The sequence below is a fragment of the Stenotrophomonas sp. 220_Sma genome, from assembly GCF_056487375.1.
The window spans coordinates 2771506-2793445 of the sequence record NZ_CM151348.1 but is presented as its reverse complement, the minus strand read 5'-3'; the positions used below and the strand labels follow the sequence as shown (position 1 = coordinate 2793445).

Sequence of the window (21940 nt, the reverse complement as noted above, 5' to 3'; positions counted from 1 at the left end):
TGCAGATGACAGCCCGGACGCGTTCGGTCCCGTGCACCCGCCAGCGCGGCATGGCGGTGATCGTCGCCCTGCTGGTGGTGGCATTGGTGGCGGTGATTGCCACTGCACTGCTGACCCGGCAGTCGGCACAGCTGCGTGCGCTGCGTGGCGACCAGCTGCGTGCGCAGGTGCGCATGGCGGTCGATGCCACCCTGGAACGCGCGGCGCAGCAGCTGCGTGACGATGTAAAGGAGCAGTTGACCACGGTGCGCAGCGGCCGTTGGGCGCGTCCACTGACGCTGCAGGCGCCGCTGCCGGTGCAGTTGCAGCTGGTCGATGCACAGTCCATGTTCAACCTGCGCAACCTGCTGGCCTATGGCAAGCCGGACCCGGAGGCACGGCGCGCGTTCATCGCGCTGTGTGCCGGGCAGGGGCTGGGGCAGGGTGCCTGTGCATCTGCTGCCGATCACATCCAGGCGCGGCTGCGTGATGGCGACCTGCAGGCGCAGGCGCCGTTGCCGCGTGAATCGGTGATCGAGCAGGCCCTTGCGGGCGCCGACCCAGTGGCGGTGCAGGCACTGGCACGGCGCACCGTGGTGCTGCCGGCCCAGACCCTGGTCAATGCCAACACCAGTGACATCAGCGTGTTGCAGGCGGTCACTCCCGGCGTGGAGCCGGGGCGCCTGCAGGCGCTGCTCGGTGAGCGCGACGGTGGCCATTGGCTGCTCAACCGCGGCGATATCGCCAATCGACTGCAACTGAGCAACGCGCAGATGGCCGTGGTGCCGCTTGGCATTCATAGCGAGTGGTTCCTTGCCGTCGGCCAGGTACAGGCCGATGGCAATGCGGTCGACTTCCGGGCCCTGATCTGGCGCGAGTACCGCGATGACAGTGTGCGCGTGCAGCGTGTGTGGACGAGGATTGGAGCATGAGCGTGCAGCTGAGGGTGCGCCTGCCGGCGCTGGAACACCTGCGCGCCGACAGTACGGTCGAGTGGGCGCAGATGCACAAGGGTGGGGTGCTGGCCCATGGCCGCGAGGGCTTGGCCGTGCTCGGGCAACGTCATCCGCAGGCCGAGGTGCTGGCCTGTCTCGATCCGCAGGACCTGATCCTGCTGGAACTGCAGCTGCCGCCGCTGTCGGGCCGCAGGCTGCAGGCCGCATTGCAGGGCGAAGTAGAGGCGATGCTGCTGGATGACCTGCAGGAGGTCGCGTTGGCACACGGCATGCAGGCGGCGGACGGCACGGTTCCTGTGGCGTGGCTTGGCCAGCAGGCCGTCCTGCAGGCGCAACAGCTGCTGGCTTCATGTGCACTGCAGCTGCAGGCACTGTACCCGACCCCGCTGCTGCTGCCGTGGCAGAACGGCCAGGCAACGCTGCAGGCAGCCGGTGAGCATCTGCTGGTGCGCTGCGGGCGCGATCGTGGCTTTGTGCAGTGGTGCGGTGGGCGCGACACAGCGGCGGTGCTGCAGTCGCTCGCGGCGCGTCTTCAGCAATCCGGGGTGCAGGCCGTGCAGTGGATCGACAGCGTGCCGTCGGCGTGGCCGGAGAACCTGCCGGCCACCGTGGTCGCGCATGAACGGCAGGCGTGCGGACCCGTGCCAGCGTGGTCGTTGCCACTGCCGGGCCGCAGCAGGCAGGCACCACGCGTTGCGATCGGCCTCGCATTGGCGGCGGTGTTGCTGGCTGCGCTTGGGCTGCAGCTGCAGGTCTCGCGCTGGCGCAGCGAGGGCGAGGCGTTGCAGCAGGACATGGCGCGGCAGTTCAGCTCGCACTTTCCGGAGATCACCGATGTGGTGGACCCGGTGCTGCAGGCGCGGCGCGCGCTGGCCGTGCCGTTGCCGGCGCCGCCGTTGCCACCGGTGCAGCGGCAGGTCGCAACGACGCTGCAGGCGATTCCTGAGTTGGGCGGCCAGGTGCGCGGCCTGCGCTATCAACCCGGCCAGCTGGAACTGGAGCTGGACGCCGATGCGCAGGCGGTAGCCGATGACGCGCAGCGGCTGGAGCAGTGGCAGCAGGCGGCGCAGGCGCAGGGCCTGCAGCTGGCGCGCGAGGCCGGTGGACGCCTGCGCGTGAGCGGGGGCGGACAGTGACCGCCAGAGCCATGCGCCTGGGCGAGGGTCTGGCCGGCCTGCAGCAGCGCTGGCAGCACCTGCCGCCGCGCGACCGCTGGATGCTGGGGGTGATGGTGCTGGCGCTGCTGGCAGCGGGGCTGTGGTCATTCTGGCTGGAGCCGCTGCTGAAACAGCGTGCGCACTGGCAGGCTGAGCTGCCGCGGCTGCAGGCGCAGGCGCGCGCACTGGCGCCGCTGCTGCGTGCACGCGAACGCCAGCAGCAGGTTCAGGGGCAGCGCCCGACGCTGGCCGCGCTGCGTAATGGAATCAAGTCCGCCGGCCTCGCCGATGGACTGCATGTCGAAGCACGCGACGGGCGTTGGCACCTGCAGGTGCAGGCCGTACCTGCTGACGCACTGTGGAACTGGCTGCTGCCCGTGCTGGCCGATCCGGCCATCGAACTGCAGCAGCTGCAACTGACACGCACAGGGGGTGCGAACATGCCGGCGGCACGGATATCCGGAAACATCGTGATGGCACTCACTGCGGGTGGCCATTCATGAGGGCGATGCGCAGCCTTGCCTGCAGCACTGTACTGGCCCTGATCGTGGGTGGCGCTCACGTTGTTGCACCGGCACAGGCGCAGGACGCCCCCGATGAACCGGTGCAGTTGAACCTGGTGGATACGGATATCGGCGGCGTACTGCGCATGGCGGCACGCTTCACCGGTCGCCAGTTCCTGGTCGACCCGCGGGTGACCGGCAAGATGACCGTGGTCTCTGATGGCCCGGTCAGCCGTACCCAGGCGTACCAGTTGCTGCTGGGCGCACTGCGCATGCGTGGCTTTGCCGTGGTCGAGAACGGCGGTGTCAGCCGGGTGGTGCCGCAGGCCGAGGCCAAGCTGTTGGGCGGGCGCGTCGGCACCGGCGGTGCGGGCGGTGAGGTGGCCACGCGCACCTTCGCGCTGCGCTACGAGAACGCAGCCGCGCTGGTGGCGGTGCTGCGGCCGATGATCAGCCCGGACAATCCGATCACCGCCAACCCGGGCAACAACACCCTGGTGATCACCGACTATGCCGACAACCTGGAGCGCATCGCGCGGGTGATCGCCAGCGTGGACACCCCGGCCGGCATGGACACCGATGTGGTGAAGCTGCAGCAGGGTATTGCCGTTGACGTAGCGGCGATGGTCGCGCCGCTGCTGGATGCGCAGGGCGCCGAGCCCAGCCAGAAGGTGGTGGTGATGGCCGACCCCCGCAGCAACAGCGTGCTGCTGCGTTCCAGCAGCCCGGGCCGAACGCGCCTGGCGCGGCAGCTGGTGGAGAAGCTGGACCGTGCCCAGGATGAATCCGGCAACCTGCATGTGGTCTACCTGCGCAATGCCCAGGCCAATCAGCTCGCCGGCGTGCTGCGCGGCGTGGTGGCCGGGCAGAGCGATGCACCGGCAATGGGCAGCAACGAAGGCATCACGCCACTGCCGGGTGACGCCAACCGCGCCGCACCGGCGCAACCGTCGCAGCCACCGCAGGCCAAGACCGGTGGCAATGCGCTGGAGTCGCAGCGGCTGGACCCGAACCGTCGCGACCCGATCGACGCCGGAAGCACCGGCTTCAGCCAGAACGGCATTTCGGTGCAGGCGGACGTGGCCACCAACACGCTGCTGATCTCGGCACCGGAACCGGTGTACCGCAACCTGCGGCGGGTGATCGACCAGCTCGACCAGCGTCGTGCACAGGTGCTGGTGGAAAGCCTGATCGTGGAGGTCAACCAGACCGACGCGGCCGAACTGGGCGTGCAGTGGATGCTGGGCAATGGCCGCACCTTCGGCGGCACCCACTTCGGCGGCACCACCGGTGGCAGCGGGCTGAACACCACCGCACGCACCACTCTGGACGTGCTGCCCAAGGATGGCCTGAAGATCGGCGTGATCGACGGCACCATCAACCTGCCCGGCGTCGGCCAGATCCTCAACATGAAGGCGTTGGCCAACGCGCTGCAGAGCAAGGGCGGTGCCAACATCCTGTCCACGCCGAACCTGATGACGCTGGACAATGAAGCGGCCAGCATCATGGTCGGGCAGACCGTGCCGTTCGTCAGCGGCCGCTACGTGACCGACGGTGGTGGCGGCAGCAACAACCCGTTCCAGACCATCGTGCGCGAGGACGTGGGCCTGAAGCTGCGGGTGCGCCCGCAGATTTCCGAGGGCGGCACGGTCAAGCTGGACATCTACCAGGAAGTCAGCAGCATCGACGCGCAGAGCGCGAACAGCACGGCCGGCATCATCACCAACAAACGCGCCCTGGATACCAGCGTGCTGCTGGACGATGGCCAGATCATGGTGCTCGGTGGCCTGCTGGAAGACAGCGTCAGTCATGGCCGTGATGCGGTGCCGGGGCTGGGCAAGATTCCAGTGCTGGGCGCCTTGTTCCGCAGCGACACGCGCAAGCGCGCCAAGACCAACCTGATGGTGTTCCTGCGCCCGCACGTGGTGCGTGATCCGGCCGCCGGGCAGCGCCTGACCCGTGACCGCTACGACTACATGCGCAATGCACAGGCCGGTGCACAGCCGCTACAGAGCTGGGCACTGCCCGCCTTGTCGGCACCGCAGCTGCCGCCGCAGGACCTGTCTGTACTCGGCCAAGGCAATGCGCGCGATGGGCAGGGCCAGCCGCTGCAGAACACCAGCCTGGCGGCGTTGTATCCGGCCGGTGAGGGCGATGCCCAGCTGGTGCAGTTCGCACAGGGGCTGGACCCGGCGCGTGCCAGCCAGGGCGTGGCGCAGGTGCGGGCACTGGGCCTGCAGGCGTATGCCGAAGCGACGCCCGGCGAGAGCGGGCAACGCCTGCGCGTGCGATTGCCACGCGATCCGGCGACGCTGGACCCGGCACTGCAGCAGCTGCGCGGACTCGGCTACACGCCGGAACTGGTGATCGGGCCGTGAGCGCCGCCGCGCCGCTGCCGTACGCCTGGGTGCGCAGCCACGGCGTGATGCTGTCCGAAGTTGGCGGCGAGTCGGTGCTGCTGGGCACCGCCGACACCGCGGCGTGGGCTGTGGCCGAACTGCGCCGACGGCATGGCCCGCTGCCGTTCCAGGCGCTGGATGCAGCGACCTGGCAGCAGCGGCTGGGTGAGCAGTACCGTGACGGCGGCGATGCCGCTGCCGTGGTCGGGGCTGCTGAAAGTGAAGTGGATCTGGACCGGCTGATGCAGGACATGCCGGAAGTCACCGATCTGCTGGACGCGCAGGACGATGCGCCGGTGATCCGCATGATCAACGCGCTGCTGGCACAGGCCGCACGCGATGGCGCCAGCGACCTGCACATCGAGCCGTTCGAGACCCACTCGGTGGTGCGCTACCGGGTGGACGGCACCCTGCGCGACATGGTGCAGCCGCGGCGCGCACTGCACGCGGCGCTGGTGTCGCGCATCAAGATCATGGCCCACCTGGACATTGCCGAGAAGCGGCTGCCGCAGGACGGGCGCATCGCGATCCGCGTGGGTGGGCGTCCGCTGGACATCCGTGTCTCCACGGTGCCGACCGGGCATGGCGAGCGTGCTGTGCTGCGCCTGCTGGAGAAGGATGCCGGCCGTCTGCAGCTGCAGCGGCTGGGCATGGCCGATGACACCCTGGCCACGTTCACCGGATTGATCCGGCAGCCGCACGGCATCGTGCTGGTCACCGGCCCGACCGGCAGCGGCAAGACCACCTCGTTGTATGCGGCGCTGGGCCAGCTCGACAGCAGCACCAGCAACATCCTCACCGTGGAGGACCCGGTGGAGTATGACTTCGCCGGCATCGGCCAGATCCAGGTCAACGCGCGTATCGGCATGAGCTTCGGCACGGCGCTGCGCGCGATCCTGCGCCAGGATCCGGACACCATCATGATCGGTGAGATCCGCGACCTGGAGACCGCGCAGATTGCGGTGCAGTCGTCGCTGACTGGCCATGGCGTACTGGCCTCCCTGCACACCAACGACGCGATTTCGGCGGTGACGCGCCTGGCCGACATGGGCGTGGAACCGTTCCTGCTGGCCTCGTCGCTGCGCGGCGTGCTGGCGCAGCGGCTGGTGCGGCGGCTGTGCACGCAGTGCCGGCGCGCCGAGGTGGACGGTGAAGGCCGTACCGTGTGGCGCGCGGTGGGCTGCGCGGCCTGTGCCAACAGCGGCTACCGGGGGCGTACCGGCATCCACGAGCTGTTCGTGGTGGACGATCGCGTGCGTGCGCTGATCCATGAAGGGCAGGGTGAACCTGCGCTGCGCGAGGCGGCGCGGCGTGCCGGCATGCGGACCTTGCGCCAGGACGGCCAGCGTTGGGTCGACAGCGGGGTGACCACGCTGGAAGAGATCCTGCGCGTCACCGGCGACGACTGAGGCCTGCATGGCACTGTTCGACTACCAGGCTGCCAACGCGCAGGGCCGCATCGAGAAGGGTCAGCTGGACGCCGACAGCCCGCGCGGCGCACGCCAGCTGCTGCGCGGTCGCGGGCTGACACCCGTGCAGGTCAGCGCGGCGCGCGGTGCGGGCAGTGGCTGGGGCGCCCGCCGGCTGTCTGCCAGCGAGCTGGCCTGGGCCACGCGCCAGCTGGCCAGCCTGCTGGCCGCGAGCCTGCCGTTGGAAGCCGCATTGACTGCGGTGATCGAACAGGCCGAGCGGCCGCATGTGGCCCAGGCACTCACCGCCGTACGCGCCGACGTGCGTGCCGGCCAGCGCCTGATCGTTGCGCTGGCTGCGCGGCCGCGCGATTTCCCGCCGATCTATCGGGCGCTGGTGGGCGCCGGTGAAGACTCCGGCGACCTGGCACGGGTGATGGAGCGCCTTGCCGACTACATCGAAGAACGCAACGCGCTGCAGGCCAAAGTACTGACCGCCTTCATCTACCCAGCGGCGATCAGCCTGGTGTCGGTGGCGATCGTGATCTTCCTGCTCAGCTACGTGGTGCCGCAGGTGGTGACCGCGTTCGTGCAGGCGCGGCAGACGCTGCCGATGCTGACCCAGGTGATGCTGGCCGCCAGCGCGTTCGTGCGCAGCTGGGGCGTGTGGGCAGGGCTCGGCATCGCTGCGTTGGTGGTGGCATGGCGGTTGGCCCTGCGCAAGCCCGAGCTGCGCCTGCGATGGGACGCGATGCTGCTGCGGGTGCCGATGGTCGGGCGTTTCGTGCTGGGCGTGAACAGTGCGCGCTTTGCCTCGACGCTGGCGATCCTGCTGGATGCCGGTGTGCCACTGCTGCGTGCCTTGGAGGCGGCGCGGCAGACGCTTGGCAATGCGCTGCTGGCGCGCTGTGCCGATGACGTGTCCGCGCGCGTGCGCGAAGGTGCGGCGTTGGGTGCTGCGTTGAAGGTGCAGAAGGTGTATCCGCCTATCCTGGTGCACCTGGTGGCCAGCGGTGAGAAGACCGGCTCGCTGGCACCGCTGCTGGATCGTGCTGCACAGACGATCTCGCGCGAGATCGAACGTCGCGCGATGGCACTGACCGCGCTGCTGGAGCCGACCATGATCCTGGTGATGGGCGGCGTGGTGCTGACGATCGTGCTGGCCGTGCTGATGCCGATCATGGAAATGAACCAGCTGGTGCAGTGATGCGCAACGGACATCACGGGTAGCGCCGGGCCATGCCCGGCGAGCGCGCAGCGCGGCACGCTCTCGATTCTCCACACAATCCTCCACACCTTTTTTCGATCTTCCACAGGTTTCTTAAGCGGCCTGTCATCGGCGCGGACCAGCATAGCCACGTCGCCGCAGAGTGGGCTGGGAGGCCCTCGGCGGCAGCAGGCGTGTAGTGACCGTTCCTCCCTTGGTGTTTCCCTTCGCAGTAAACCCTTCAGGAGAAGATCATGAACAAGTACAAGACCCTGGCCGCGCTGGTTGCTACCGCGCTGCTCGCCACCGCCGGTGCCGCTTCGGCCCAGCAGTCGCTCATCAACGGTGGCGGCGCCTCGCTGCCGGCCGACCTGTACAAGGGCCAGGCCGACAGCATCCTGCCGGCCAACTTCAGCTACGCCGTGACCGGCTCGGGCACCGGCAAGAAGGCGTTCCTCGAGAACACCATCGGCCTGTTCATCACCAACGGCACCGGCAACGTGCATTTCGCTGGCAGCGACTCGGTCCTGAGCAGCACCGAGATCACCAACTACAACAACTCGGCGCTGGCCTCCACGCTCGGCCCGGTGCTGCAGCTGCCGTCGGTCGCCACCTCGGTCACCGTGCCGTACAACAAGGCCGGTGGTGATCTGAACCTGGACGTGGCCAAGATCTGCGGCGTGTTCTCGGGCAAGATCAACGACTGGTCGCAGCTGGACAGCGCCCGCAGCGGCGCCATCAAGGTCATCTACCGCGGCGAAAGCAGCGGCACCAGCGAGCTGCTGACCCGCTTCCTGACCGCCGCCTGCGCCACCGAAGACCTGAGCGCCACCCGTCTGGTCGGCGGCAAGTTCCAGGTCAAGTCGACCTTCGCTGATCTGTTCACCCGCGATGCGCAGAACAACCTGCCGGCCTTCCTGGAAGCGGCCCCGGCCACCGGCGGCACCTCGCTGTACAACCGTGTCTACCAGGTTGCCGGCGCCATCGGCTATGTCGGCCCGGACGTGATCCCGAACCTGCAGGACGCGACCAAGGTTGCCAAGGTGAAGGGTTTCTCGCCGGATGAAGTGAGCGTTGCCGCCACCCTGAACACCATCGCTCCGCCGACCGGTGCCGACATCTCCAACCCGGCCAAGTGGGTGCCGGTGTTCACCAACCCGACCGCCGGCTACCCGATCGCCGGTTACACCAACCTGCTGTTCGCACAGTGCTACCGCACCCTGCCGCAGCGCCAGGCCGTGCGCAACTTCCTGGAAAAGCACTACAACCTGGGCGTCGATGGCAACAACGATGCTGCCGTGCGTGCGCACGGTTTCATCCCGCTGACCCAGACCTGGCGTGAAGCCGTTGCCAACAACCTGATCTCGGCCACCCCGGCCACCGGTCTGGGCAACGCCAGCACCTGCGCCGGTATCGGCCGTTGATCCACCGTACCTGCTGAACCGGGCGCCGGCCGCGAGGTCGGCGCTTTTTTTTGCGTCCTTCGCCTGTGAAGGCACTGTCGTTTTTCTGGCGCATGCCCCGTCTATCTGGTAGTGCCCGGCCGTACCTGCGGGCAGCCGAATCTCCTCCTATGCCGAAGACCGTCCGTCGGTCGCTCGAGGTCCTGATGTCGCACCCGCACATGCCCGTCCTGCACACTGCGCCACGCAGCCATCCGATGGCCTGGGCCATCGCGCTCGCCCTGGGGGCCGCGCCGATGGTGTCTGCCCAGGCGCAGCAGGCATTCTCGCCAGGCTGGTTTGCCGACCGCGGTGCAGCGCAGGGCGCAGCCGCGCAGAGCGGGCGCATGCCCAACGGTGTGCCGATCCAGTTCCAGTTGCCTGTCCAGCAACAGGATGCAGCGCGACAGAAACTGCAGCAGTCGATCGACAATCTGGGCACCGCCGCGCAGGCCATTGCGCTGCAGCAGCGCTTGCAGGAGCAGGCGCGCACGCAGCAGCGCGCCGCCGGGTTCGTGATTGCTGACGGCCTCGGCAAGGACGGCCTGAAGGTTGATGAGAATCCGCTGACCCGTGGCTGGGTGAATGCGCGCGAAGCCATCCAGTCGCGGGGCAGCGACGGCAAGGTGCAGGTCAGCATCGAGCAGACCGCCGACCGCGCGATCCTGAACTGGGAAACCTTCAACATCGGCGGCAACACCACGCTCGATTTCAAACAGAATGCGGACTGGGCGGTGCTGAACCGGGTCAATGATCCGAGCGCGCGTCCGAGCCAGATCCTCGGCCAGCTGAAGGCCAACGGCACCGTGTTCGTGGTCAATCGCAACGGCGTGGTGTTCGGCAACAACAGCCAGGTCAACGTGGGCAATCTGGTCGCGGCAGCGACACGGATCAGCGATGGGCAGTTCCGTGACAACGGCCTGTACAGTGGCGACAACAACACCGCTGCGCTCACCGATGCCTTCGGCAAGGTCCTGGTTGAGCAGGGTGCACGCATCACCACGCAGGCGCCTGCCTCGGCAACCCGCGCCGGTGGTTATGTGCTGCTGGCCGGCCACACCGTGGAGAATGCAGGGCAGATTGAAACGCGCAAGGGCCAGACGCAGTTGGCCGCTGGTGACGCGTTCGTGATACGACGTGGTGTGGGTACCGCGCAGAACACCGCATCGACCACAGCCGGCAACGAGATCGCGCCACGCATCGCGGCCGGCAGCAATGCCGGCGGCGTGCGCAACAGCGGCCTGATCCAGGCGCGCGAGGGCGACATCACGCTGGCCGGGCGCAGGGTGGAACAGGCCGGCGTAGCCGTGGCCACTACCACGCTGGACCAGCGCGGCACGGTGCACCTGCTCAACGCCATCAGCGACCGTGCCGGTACGGTCACCCTGGCCAGCGGCGCGACCACGGCGGTGCTGATCGAAGACGATGGCAAGAACACGGCCCTGGACAGCCGCCGTGATGCGTTGGTCAAGGCTTCGGCCGAGCAGGACCTGCTGCGCGGCGCCAGCAGCACTGGCACATTCGACAATCTCTCGCGCATGCAGGACCGGCGTGACCAGTCACGCGTGGAGATTGTGTCCGGCGGCGACGTGAATTTCCAGGACGGTTCGCTGACCGTGGCCACCGGCGGTCAGGTGGTAGCGGAAGCCGCACGCCGGACTTACGCCGGCAATGCCGCGCGCATTGATGTGTCCGGTGCGGTGGGCGTGCGGGTTGCGATGGAGAGCAACAACGTCCAGGTGAAGGTGCAGGGCAACGAACTGCGTGATTCGCCCGACAACCGCGACAGCGGCAAGCTGATCAGCAGCGAGGTCTGGATCGATCGCCGCCAGCTGCAGCACGTGGCCGCAGGCACCGGTGGCAACACCGCCGAGCGCTGGTATGCCGGTGGTGGCCTGCTGGAAGTCGGGGGGTATCTCGACAACCAGGGCCATTCGATCGGCGAATGGGCCGCGCAGGGCGGTACCGTGCAATTGTCCGGCAGCGAAGTGGTCACCCATGCCGGCTCGAGGATCAACCTGGCTGGCGGCAGCCTGGATGTGCAGAGCGGTGCCATCAAGCAGAGCTGGTTGCGTGGCACCGACGGTCAGCTGTACCGGCTGGATGATGCGCCGGCCGAGATGCGGTACGACGGCTTGTATCGGGGCTTTGAAGTAAAGCAGGAGCGCTGGGGAGCCACCGATGTGTTCCGCAATCCGCTGATCGGTGCCGAACAGCGGGTGGAGAACGGCTATACCGTGGGCCGCGACGCGGGCCGTCTGCTGGTGTCCGCGCCCAGTGCGGTACTGCAGGGTCAGGTGGCGACCGATACTTTCCAGGGTGCGCAGCAATCGAAGACACCCGATGCTGCGCGCGACGGCTACGCGCAGGCGCAGACCGCCGTAGCGCGCAATGCCCAGCTGTGGCTTGGGCGCTACGACGGCAACGGCAGAAACGCGGTGTTCGACACACAGGTGCGGATCGTCGATGGCGGGCTGCCTGCCGCCGACGTGTCCCTGCAGGCGCCGCTGCAACAGGAACAGCGCAATACGCTGTGGCTGGATGCCAACCAGCTCAGCGCGCAGCAGTGGGGACGCATCGATCTGGCCAGCGGTGGCAGCATCGCGGTGGAGGGTGGGCTGCGCCTGCAGGACGGTGGCCAGCTGGTGCTCACGGCCGCCGATGTACTGCTGGGGGGTGACATTCAGATCGCGGGTGGACAGGTGCAGGCGGGCAATGAACTGACCCGCGTGGGCGCTCCCGCCGCCTGGCTGCTGCAGGGCGGCCGTTCGCACGTGGCCCTGGCGGAGGGCACGCGCATCGATCTCAGTGGCCGCTGGGTGAATGCGTTGCTGGAACCGGCGTCCAGCCCGGGCATGGCGTGGACTGACGGCGGCAAGCTGCGGCTGCAGAACAGCCATGATGTTGTGGTGCCGGGCAGCGACGTGCGCGTCGATGGCGGCGGTCGGGTTGATGCAAAGGGCAAGGTCACGATCGGCAAGGGCGGCGACGTCAGCCTGCAGGCAGCGAGCGTGGCCGACAGCAGTGGACGGGTCGGTCGCCTGCAGCTGTCCGGCGATGCACGCTTGAGCGCGCTCGGCGGCGGCAGCGGCACGCTGTCGTTGGGCGATGGTGGACGTATCGTGATCGGCGGGCAGCCGGCCGACGGCGCACTCACCCTGCAGGAGACCCTGTTCAACAAGGGCTTTGCCAGCTATGACATCAATGGCCAGCAAGGTGTGGAGGTGGCGGACGGAGCCATCGTCGCCGTGCGCATGCCGGGCCTGCGCCTGGCCGAAGCAGCGATGCAGGCACGCGACCGGCACGACGCATTGCAGGTCTGGTCGGCACCCCTGTACAGCGCGGATCCGATCACCGGCAGGTTCAGTCAGCGCAACGGTGCGAGCCTGACGCTGCGTTCACAGCAGGGCGAGGCCGGTGGTGATCTGCGCATCGGTCGCGGCGCCCTGGTCAGCGTGGATGCCGGTCAATCGATCACCCTGCGCGGCGCGGGCAGCATCACGGTTGATGGCAGCCTGAAAGCGGCGGGTGGCCGCATCCGCCTGGATGACATTCGCGAACCGACCAGCCTGTTCGATTCGCAGCGCAACGAGCGCACCTACCGCATCGGTGCACAGGGTGTACTCGACGTCAGCGGTGACGCCTTCACTGCGCGTGATGCCAGTGGCCGCCTGCGCGGGCAGGTGCGCAAGGGGGGCAGCATCGAGATTGGAGGCGCGCTCGACTGGGACGGCCAGGACAACGTGCCTGACCGGCCGGTGGATGCATTCGTGGTGGTTGAACGCGGTGCGAAACTGCTGGCCAACGGCAGTTCGGCGCAGCTGGACATCGATGGCGCCGGCCGCCAGGATGTGGCCAGCGATGGCGGCACCATCGTGGTGCGCTCGGCCAATGCGCTGTACTTGCAGGGCGCTCTGCAGGCCGCTGCAGGCGGCGCCGGCGCGCAGGGCGGAACCCTGGGTATCGCCTTCGGAGGCAGCATCCATGCGGGCGGTGCCAGCGAAGATGTGTTGGCGCCGCGCGCCATCGTGCTCAGCCAGGACGATCGCGAGCAGGCCGTGCCGGCGAAGCTGCAGTACGGGCACGCACGTCTGTCGGCGGCGCAGGTCGGTGCCGGTGGTTTCGACAATCTTTCGCTGTTCGGCAACGTGCGTGCCGAAGGTGATGTGGAACTGCGCCTCGGCCAGAGCCTGCGCTTCCAAGGTCTGCAACAGGATGGGCTGGGCATGCTGCAGGGCGGCAGCGCTGGCGGCCTGCTTGCGCTGAGCGCGCCCTACGTGCGCTTGGCGCAGAGCAGCTGGTTGAGGCTGCCTGGCGATACCCTGGTCGGTACCGCTGCCGTGGCGGTGGATACCGGTCGCCAGCATCGCTTCAGTGTGGATGCGGACCTGATCGACCTGCGCAATACCACCTGGCTGGCGGGGTTCGATGACGTGCAACTGCGCAGTCGCGGCGATCTGCGCTTCCTGGGCAGTGGCGCAGCGCTCGGCAGTACCGGCGCGCAGCTGATCGCGCCGCGCAGCCTGGACGTAACCGCAGCGCAGCTGTACCCGGTGGCCGATGCGGGCGGCGTGCTGGCGGCCGGTGTGTCGCAGCCGGGCAGTGCGATCAGCCGCTGGGATGATGCCGAAGGCATCGTGCGCATCCATGGTCTTGGCGGGGCGGTTCCAGTCCTGCCGTTGTCGGTGTCCGGCGGCCTGTCAGTGGTGGCAGCGACCATCGAGCAGGGCGGCATCCTCCGGGCGCCGTTGGGCGCCATCACCCTGGGTGGTACCGATGCCGACGGGCGCCGGGCCGGCTCGGTGACGCTGCTGCCCGGAAGCGTGACCTCCACCAGCGGCGCGGGGCTCAGTGTGCCGTTCGGTGGCACCGTCGATGGCGTGGACTGGCGCAGGGACGGCAGCGCCCATGCCATACCGCCGGTAGGCGGTGTCGCGCCCGGCGCGGACCCCAAGGGCATCGCCATCATCAGCAGCCGTACCGAGGTGGCCGAAGGGGCGCTGCTGGATCTCTCCGGCGGGGGCGAGTTGACCGGTGCTGCCTTTGTCAGCGGGCGCGGTGGCTCGGTCGACATCCTGCGCCATGCATTGGCCGATGCCAATCCGCGTTATGGCTTCAGCGAATCGGCCAGTCCGGTATATGCGATCCTGCCCGGCTACACCGGCAGTGCAGCGCCGCTGGGATTGAGTGACGGCTCGCTGGACCCTGGCATTGGCCAGCAGATCACGATTCCCGCAGGCGTGCCTGGATTGCCGGCTGGCACCTACACGTTGTTGCCGGCCAGCTTCGCGCTGCAGCAGGGCGCGTTCCGGGTGGAGCTGGGGCGCACCGGCGCGGTCGGTATCGGTGCACCGCTGGCCACCGGCACCGGCTCCTGGATGGTCGGCGGACACACGGGGTCGACGCTGGGTGGCCTGCGTTCGCCCTTGCTGACCGCGTTGCTGCTGACCCCGGCCGATACCGTTCGCCGGCATTCCAGCTACAACGAGACCAGCTACAACGCATTCGTGACCACGTCGGCACAACGGTTGGGCACGCCGCGCGGCTGGCAGACCGTCGATGCCGGAACGCTGCGCCTCGGGCTTGGCAATGGCGCAGGCAGGGACGGCACGCCCGCTGTGAGTTTCCAGGGCCAGACCCGGTTTGCGCCGGCGGCGGGCAGCGCCGGCATTGGCGGTTCGGTGGAAGTGAACCTGGTCAACCGGCTGGGTGAACTGGAAGTGGTGGCGGCCGGTCGCACGCCCAGTTCTACTGGCAATGGTGCCACCATCGAGGCGGACGTGCTCAACGCGTTGCAGCCCTCGCGCCTGGTGCTCAACGCACAGGTCCGCGCGACCAGCAACCAGCGCCTGCAGGTGGCCGGTGTCGGCCAGAACCTGGTGTTGCGGGACGGCGCGGTCCTGCGTGCGCCTGAGGTGATTCTGGGGGCGGTGGCCGGAGGCAAGGGCGTGCGCGTGGAGGCAGGCGCAGGCGTCGACACGCTCGGTCGCGGCGCCGCTCCGTTGCCCGACAACGCCGGTTTCTACTACCAGGCCGAAGGCGGAGTGATGGTGGTGTCCAACGGGCGCACCGATCTGCTGGCCGCGCCCTTGCGCGAGGGAGCCGATCCGTCGCTGGTCAGCTTCGACATCGGCACCTGCGACCCGGGCCGTCAGTGTGCGGGCCAGGCACGATTGGTGTCGGAGGGAAGCATCAACGTCGCCACCAATGGCGGCCTGCAGCTGCGCGACACGGCCAGCTACGGCACCCGCCAGCTCGGCGTCAGCGTGGCGGCGATCAATCTGGGCAGCGACGATGCCATCGCGCAGGCCGCCGCGGCCGCCGCTTTGCCGCCGGGCATGCTGATGAACCAGCAGGTGCTGACCACCTTGCTGCGCGGCAATACCGCCACCGGCGCACCGGCACTGGAGACGCTGAAGCTCTCGGCGGCCGAGTCAATCAATGTATTCGGCAGTGTCGATCTTGATACGCGCGACAGCGCGACCGGCAAGTCGAGCCTGCGCACCCTGGTGCTGGGCGCACCGGCCATCCATGGCTATGGCAACAGCAGCGACCGTGCGCGCATCTTCGCCGGCAACCTCACCTGGGCCGGTGCACTTGCGGCAAGTGGGTTTGCGGATTCGAATGCCGCGCAGCCCGGCGGGGCGGCGATGGTCGACCGCCTTGGCAGTGGCCAGCTGGACATCATTGCCGATACGTTGCGGCTCGGCCCGGCGCCACAGTCGTGGCCCGCCTCGGAGGTCGTGGCCGGACGCCAGGTCCTCGGCTTCGCCGGGGTGAACCTGCGTGCCGCACAGCAGGTGGTCTTCGCCGGCAATGGTGCGTTGAATGTGCATCAGTTCCAGGGCGCCTACGACCCAGCCAAGGGCTGGACCTACAGTGGCGGCAACCTCGATATCCAGGCACCGCTGGTCACTGCCGAAGCAGGCGCGAAGCTGGCGGTGACTGCTGGTGGCACGCTGCGCGTGCACGGCGCAGGCGCCTCGACGGCGGCCGATGCTCTGGGCGCAGAATTGACGCTGGACGCCGACGATATTCTCCTCGACACCCGTATCGCGCTGGCCTCGGGCCGCCTGGCGGCCACGGCGGCCCGCTCGGTGCAGCTTGGCAGCAGCGCCAACCTCGATCTGGCCGGGCGCAAGGTCAGCCTGTTCGATGTGGATACCTACAGTGTCGGCGGTGACGTCACGCTGACAGCAACGGAAGGTGACGTGCGCAGCGACGCAGCATCGCGCGTCGATCTGTCGGCGCAGAACAACCGCGCGGGTCGTCTCACTGTGACCGCGCTGGGTACTGCCGGCGGGCATGTCGACCTGGCAGGACGGCTGCTTGGCCAGGCCAGCGGCACGCTGGACGCAGGTGGCAGCCTGGTGCCGTATGAGAACGGTGAGCTGGTGGTGCGCGCAAGTGAACTGACAGACTTCAGTGGCCTCAACCAGCGCCTTACCCGCGACGGTGTCACTGGAGCGCGCAGCTTCCAGATCAAGCAGGGAGACCTGCTGATCGGCGACGAAGTGAAAGCGCGCAAGGTGGATATCAGCGTCGACGGTGGTGCGCTTCGGGTGCTCGGGCGCATCGACGCCAGCGGCGACCAGGTTGGCAGCATCCGCCTGGCCGCGCGCGATGGCCTGCAGTTGGACGGAAGCCTGGACGCCCACGGCACGGCACTGCGTGTGGACAGCTATGGCAAGATCATCGACAGCCCGAACCGTGCCATCGTCGAGCTGGAAAGCCGCGATGGGCGCGTGCAGCTGGGTTCGGCGGCGCGGATCGATCTTCGCAGCGGCACCGGCGTTGCCGTCGGTACCGGAGCAGGGCAGAACGATGGACGCGCCCGCGGCACGTTCGTGCTGAACGTGCCGCGAGTGGGCAGCGACGATGCCGGCGTCGATACCGGCAGTGGCGTGCAGGTACTCGGCGCGCGCGATATCTTCGTGACCGGCGTGCGCCGCTATGACGACGCACCCCTGGCTGATACGGCGGATGTGAACGGCCGACGCGGCCAGCTGGTTACCCAGTCGTGGCTGGATACGGTGGTTGACCCAGCCAACACTGCATGGATGAACGCCGCGCTGGGCAATGCCGGGCTGTCGGCACGGCTGGCCACACTGGGGACCGTGCGCCTGCGTCCCGGCGTGGATGTCGTCGGCGCGATCTCGTCCAGCAACCCGCATGGTGATCTGACCGTCAGCGGCGATATCGATCTTTCCGGCTATCGCTACGGCCCGCAGGCCAATCGACAGGACCCCGCGCGACGCGGCTTCGGTGAGGCGGGCGCGTTGCGCCTGCGCGCAGCCGGCGACCTGTTCATCCATGGCAGCATCAACGACGGCTTTGCGCCGCCACCTGCCAGCCCGGATGATCGCGGTTGGCAGCTGGTGCCTGGACAGAGTTTCGGTGCCGGCATTACACCGTTCGGCAGCGACATCCTGGTGCCCAATGACAACGTCGTACTGGAGGCCGGTACGCGCTTCCCGGCGGGTGCCGTGCTGAATTACGCGATTGCGGTGCGCGATGCGGTGCTGCCTGCCGGCACCACGTTGCCGGTGGAGATGACGCTGGGGCAGGCACTTACGTTGCCGGCAGGCTATGTGCTGCCGGCCTCCGTCACGCTGACCGATGGCCAGGTGCATGCCGCAGGCAGCGTGCTGGCGCAGGCGCTGCAGCTGCCCGCTGGTTCGCGCCTGGGCGCCGGTTTCCAGCTGCGCAGCGAGGCCAACTTAAGGGCCACGACCTGGCCGGCCGGCGCGCGATTGCCGACGGAGCTGCGACTGGCGACGCGCACCCCGTTGGCGCGAGGTTCACTGATTCCGGCAATGACCACGCTGGAGCTGGCCGGTGGGCAACCGATCAACCTGCGCCCGGTGGGCAGCGATGGTCGACAGGGGCGCAACTGGGCGTTGGCGCAGATGTTGCCCGAGGGCACCACCTCGTGGGATCTGACCGCCGTTGCGGGCGCCGATACCGAGGCGGCCGACCCGCGCGCACGGCGGATCGGCAGCGGCGATCTGGTGATGGCCGATACCCATTACGGCGTTGTGCGTGCGGCTACCATGGTCTCCACGTTCGTGCGCGAACAACGGGTGACCGCCCTGGGCGCGCAGCGCGAAGGAGTGGATGCAAGCTGGGTCGGCAAGCCGGTGAAGGCGCTGGCCGAGCACCTGGGCAAGCCCGAGTCTGCGATCTGCGCGGCTGGCAGCAGCTGCGAGGCGGCACCTTACTTGTTCACGGCGCAAGGTGCCGATGAAATGGGCGATCCGTCGCTGGTCGGCATGCCCGTGAAGGAAACTGCCGAGATGTTCGGGATGACCGAAGAGGAGCTGTGCGGTTCGGTCAGTTCGGGCATCTGCGTGATGCCCGGCGAGATGCGTGACGTTGCGACCATGGGTCAACCGAAACATGGCACGCCGCTGTGGAGCGTGCTGCGCACCGGCAGTGGCGACCTGCAGTTGATGGCCGGCCGCGATCTGTCGATGCGCTCGGTGTACGGCGTCTATACCGCGGGAACGCCGACCGCGCTGGGTAATGGCCTCGATGCCCGTTTCCAGTCCGAGCGCGCGCCGCCGTCCGGACGCGAGGCATTGCTCGGGCTGCAGCAGTCCAGCGGTGACTATGACGCGGCACTTGCCGCCTATCGCGCGTGGTATCCGGATCACGGCGGCAACCTGAGCATCGCGGCCGGCCGCGACGTGACCGGGGCAACATGGGGTGCGCTGTCGTCGTCCGGCTCGGCGGCGGGTGACCTGGCCAACCACGCCAGCAGCGCGGTTGCCAACTGGCTGTGGCGCCAGGGCACAGGTGCGGTTGCGGGCGTCGAGCAGCAGCCTGTCGCCTGGTGGATCAACTTCGGCACTTACGCCAATGTGTCCACGTTCTCCAACCCCAGTCCACGCATGGTCGGCTTCACCGGCTTTGGTACGTTGGGTGGCGGCAATCTGGAGATTGATGCGGGCAGGCATGCCGGTGTGACCGATGCCAAGGGTGACGCGCTGAAGAACACAAGCAGCACCCGTTTCTCCACCGCGATCAACGCAGCCGTGGGCTCGACCGGACGTGTGGATGATGGGCGGCTGGTGCTGACAGGTGGTGGCGATCTGAGCCTGCGCGCCAGCGGTGCACTCAACCCGAACCTGATGGCCACTACGATCAATCACGTCAGCAACGAGCAGGACCTGGAACTCAATGGCACATTCACGAACCTGCGCGGCAGCCTGAGTCTTGAGGCCTCCCGCATTGGCGGCAGTGCCGTCGGCATCTCCCAGTACACTGATCCCAGCAGTGGCCTGCGCCCCAGCGATCCGTTCCGCGCTTTCGGTGGCAAGGCGATGGGTGGTCCGGTGCTGGTGCTGGGCGACGCCGTGGCAAACCTGCACGCCCGGGGCGACGTCATCCTGGGCGGCGTCGCCGATGCCGGCCGTGTGGTGCAATTCAATGCGCCGCAGGTGGCGCTGGCGGGAGGCGGTCTTGCGGCGGGTACTACCGGCTTCTCGCTGTGGACCGCGGCCACGGCAGTAAATCTGGTTTCGTTCGGCGGCGACGCCACCCCGCTGACAGCGCATGCCAGCACCCCGGGGCAGAATCTGCGATCGGAATCCACCGGCGACAATTTCGCCTACTGGATCTATCCCTCCAGGCTGCAGGTGCAGGCCACCAGCGGCGACATCAAGTTGGGCGAAGGCGGTGAGAACAACATACTGCTTACCGCTCCTTCCCCTACGGGCAGCATGCAGTTGCTGGCTGGCAATTCGATCATCGCCGGCGATCGGTCGCCGTACATCAGCAGCTCCGGTGCGGACACGCGCCTGCCATCCCCGTTCGATCCGGTGTTCACCGCACGGGACGCGAAGGGCACCGAATTGCTCGGCAACATTTCGCCCGATGGCATCAATGCTCGGGTACCCACATGGGGCGATGCCATACCGCTGTTCGCCTTTGGGCCGAACCGTCCCATGGCGGCGGTGACACGCACCGCCGGGGGCACGCCGAACCGCTTCTACGCAGGCTCGGGCGACATCATCGGTCTGCGCACGGGCGAACAATGGATGCTGAACGCCGCCGGTGGCAGCCGCCGCACCGTTCGCGAGTGGATTGATGTGGCTGCGCCGGTGCAGCTGCGTGCAGGCCAGGACATCCTGTCCAGCACCGTCCTTGCGTTGAACAACAGTGCCAGCGATGTCACGGTGCTGCAGGCCGGGCGGGACATCGTGCATGCCAACGTCACCGTATACGGCAGCGGCAATGTCGATGTCAGCGCCGGCCGTCAGCTGCGCCAGGAAGACCGCGGCAGCATCGTCAGCCGCGGCGGCCTGGTGCAGGGCGACACGCGCCCGGGTGCCAGCATCGCGATGACCGCCGGCAACCAGCAGGTCGACTTTGGCGCCGTGCGTGCACGCTACCTGGATGCGACCCGGCTGGCCGATCCTGCGCAGACACTGGCGTCGCAGCCGGGCAAGGTGGTCAAGGTCTATGACAAGGAACTGAAGCAGTGGCTGCTGGAGCGTTTCAACATCAGCGCTGACGGCGCGCAGGCACTGGCCCTGTTCGACACACTGCCACAGGAGCAGCAGCGCATCTTCCTGCGCCAGGTCTACTACGCCGAACTGCGCGAGGGCGGCCGCGAGTACACCGATGCGGATGGCCCGCGGGTAGGCTCCTACCTGCGGGGCCGCGAGGCCATCGCCACCTTGATGCCGGACAAGGATGCAGCGGGCAAGACGATCCAGCGCACCGGCGATATCGTGATGTATGGCGGCGCCGGCGTACGCACCGAGGCCGGTGGCAACATCGAGCTGATGGCGCCGGGCGGGCAGATCGTGGTGGGCGTGGTTGGCGAGGCGCCGCCGGCAAGCGCGGGCCTGGTGACCCAGGGGCAGGGCGACATCCGGCTGTTCAGCCAGGACAGCGTGCTGTTGGGCCTGTCGCGGGTGATGACCACCTTTGGCGGTGACATCCTGGCCTGGTCCGAACAGGGCGACATCAATGCGGGCCGTGGCTCGCGCACCACGCTGGTGTATACCCCGCCACGCCGCCTGTACGACCGTTGGGGCAACGTCAGTCTGTCACCGCTCGCACCTGTCAGCGGTGCCGGCTTCGCTACGCTGGACCCGATTCCCGAAGTGCCGCCGGGCGACGTCGACCTGATCGCGCCGCTGGGCACCATCGATGCGGGCGAAGCGGGCATCCGTGTCTCGGGCAACATCAACCTCGCCGCACTGCAGGTGCTCAACGCGGCCAACATCCAGGTGCAGGGTGAGAGCAAGGGCCTGCCGGTGCTGGCCACGGTGAACGTCAATGCGCTGGCTTCGGCCAGTGCGGCAGCGAACAGCGCCAGCCAGGCGGCACAGGACGTGATGCGCAAGAGCCAGGACGACGCGCGGCGCAACCAGCCCTCGGTGATCAGCGTGCAGATCCTCGGTTTCGGCAGTGGCACCAGCAGCATTGCGCCGCCGGCACGCGGCACTACTGCCAACAGCGGCTACGACGCCAACAGCGCGTTCCAGTTCCCGCAGGCAAGCCGCGACGAGGGCACGCAGCGCCGGTAGGCATCGCGCGATCCCGGTAGGTGCCGACCTTGGTCGGCACACACCGCTGCCGATCTCGGTCGGCAGTAGATCCACGGCAGGCATGGACGCGAACGGGCCGGAAGAACAGACAGCATCGGGCCAGCCGCCAGGGAGCGGTGGCGGCCCCAGCCAGGACGGCACGGAGGGCAGGGAGAGGCCATCAGCGGTGAGGACCACCGACACAGCGCCGCCGGGTGCAGGAGAGCACCCGGCGGCAGGAGGGACGCGCGCATGTGTCACGGTAGATGCCGACCTTGGTCGGCAGTAGATCCACGCCATGCGTGGATGGCTTGGCCAGCTTCAGTGCCGACCAAGGTCGGCACCC

At 68.2% G+C, this 21940-nt stretch carries 8 protein-coding genes; all 8 read left to right on the top strand.

Translation table 11 applies throughout. The features are described from left to right. The first annotated feature begins 5 nt into the window (after window positions 1–5). The 8 genes from gspK (at window position 6) to ACZLIB_RS13055 (ending at window position 21594) form a co-directional block, all read left to right on the top strand. Window positions 6–911, top strand: coding sequence for a type II secretion system minor pseudopilin GspK (gene gspK / locus ACZLIB_RS13090; protein ID WP_125893666.1), 906 nt, complete (start codon window positions 6–8; stop codon window positions 909–911). Further along, complete coding sequence (gene gspL, locus ACZLIB_RS13085; protein ID WP_478467817.1) at window positions 908–2071, top strand: type II secretion system protein GspL; 1164 nt, start codon at window positions 908–910, stop codon at window positions 2069–2071. The genes gspK and gspL overlap by 4 nt, the downstream gene beginning before the upstream one ends. Then, on the top strand, window positions 2068–2595 hold the full coding sequence (gspM, locus tag ACZLIB_RS13080) for a type II secretion system protein GspM (protein WP_478467816.1): 528 nt from the start codon (window positions 2068–2070) through the stop codon (window positions 2593–2595). Before gspL ends, gspM begins: the two co-directional genes overlap by 4 nt. After that, entirely contained in the window at window positions 2592–4973 is a 2382-nt protein-coding gene (gene gspD, locus ACZLIB_RS13075; RefSeq protein WP_478467815.1) for a type II secretion system secretin GspD, read from the top strand. Before gspM ends, gspD begins: the two co-directional genes overlap by 4 nt. Next, window positions 4970–6403, top strand: coding sequence for a type II secretion system ATPase GspE (gspE, locus tag ACZLIB_RS13070; protein ID WP_478467814.1), 1434 nt, complete (start codon window positions 4970–4972; stop codon window positions 6401–6403). Before gspD ends, gspE begins: the two co-directional genes overlap by 4 nt. Before the next feature lie 7 nt (window positions 6404–6410). Beyond that, entirely contained in the window at window positions 6411–7610 is a 1200-nt protein-coding gene (gspF, locus tag ACZLIB_RS13065) for a type II secretion system inner membrane protein GspF (RefSeq protein ID WP_478467813.1), read from the top strand. Window positions 7611–7864: 254 nt separating this feature from the next. Next, a complete protein-coding gene (locus tag ACZLIB_RS13060) occupies window positions 7865–9034 on the top strand; it encodes a substrate-binding domain-containing protein (RefSeq protein ID WP_164080112.1) in 1170 nt (389 codons plus the stop codon). 185 nt (window positions 9035–9219) lie between these two features. Then, window positions 9220–21594 carry a filamentous haemagglutinin family protein gene (locus ACZLIB_RS13055; protein ID WP_478467811.1) on the top strand — a complete coding sequence of 4125 codons (12375 nt, stop codon included), beginning with the start codon at window positions 9220–9222 and terminating at the stop codon, window positions 21592–21594. Window positions 21595–21940 lie beyond the last annotated feature (346 nt).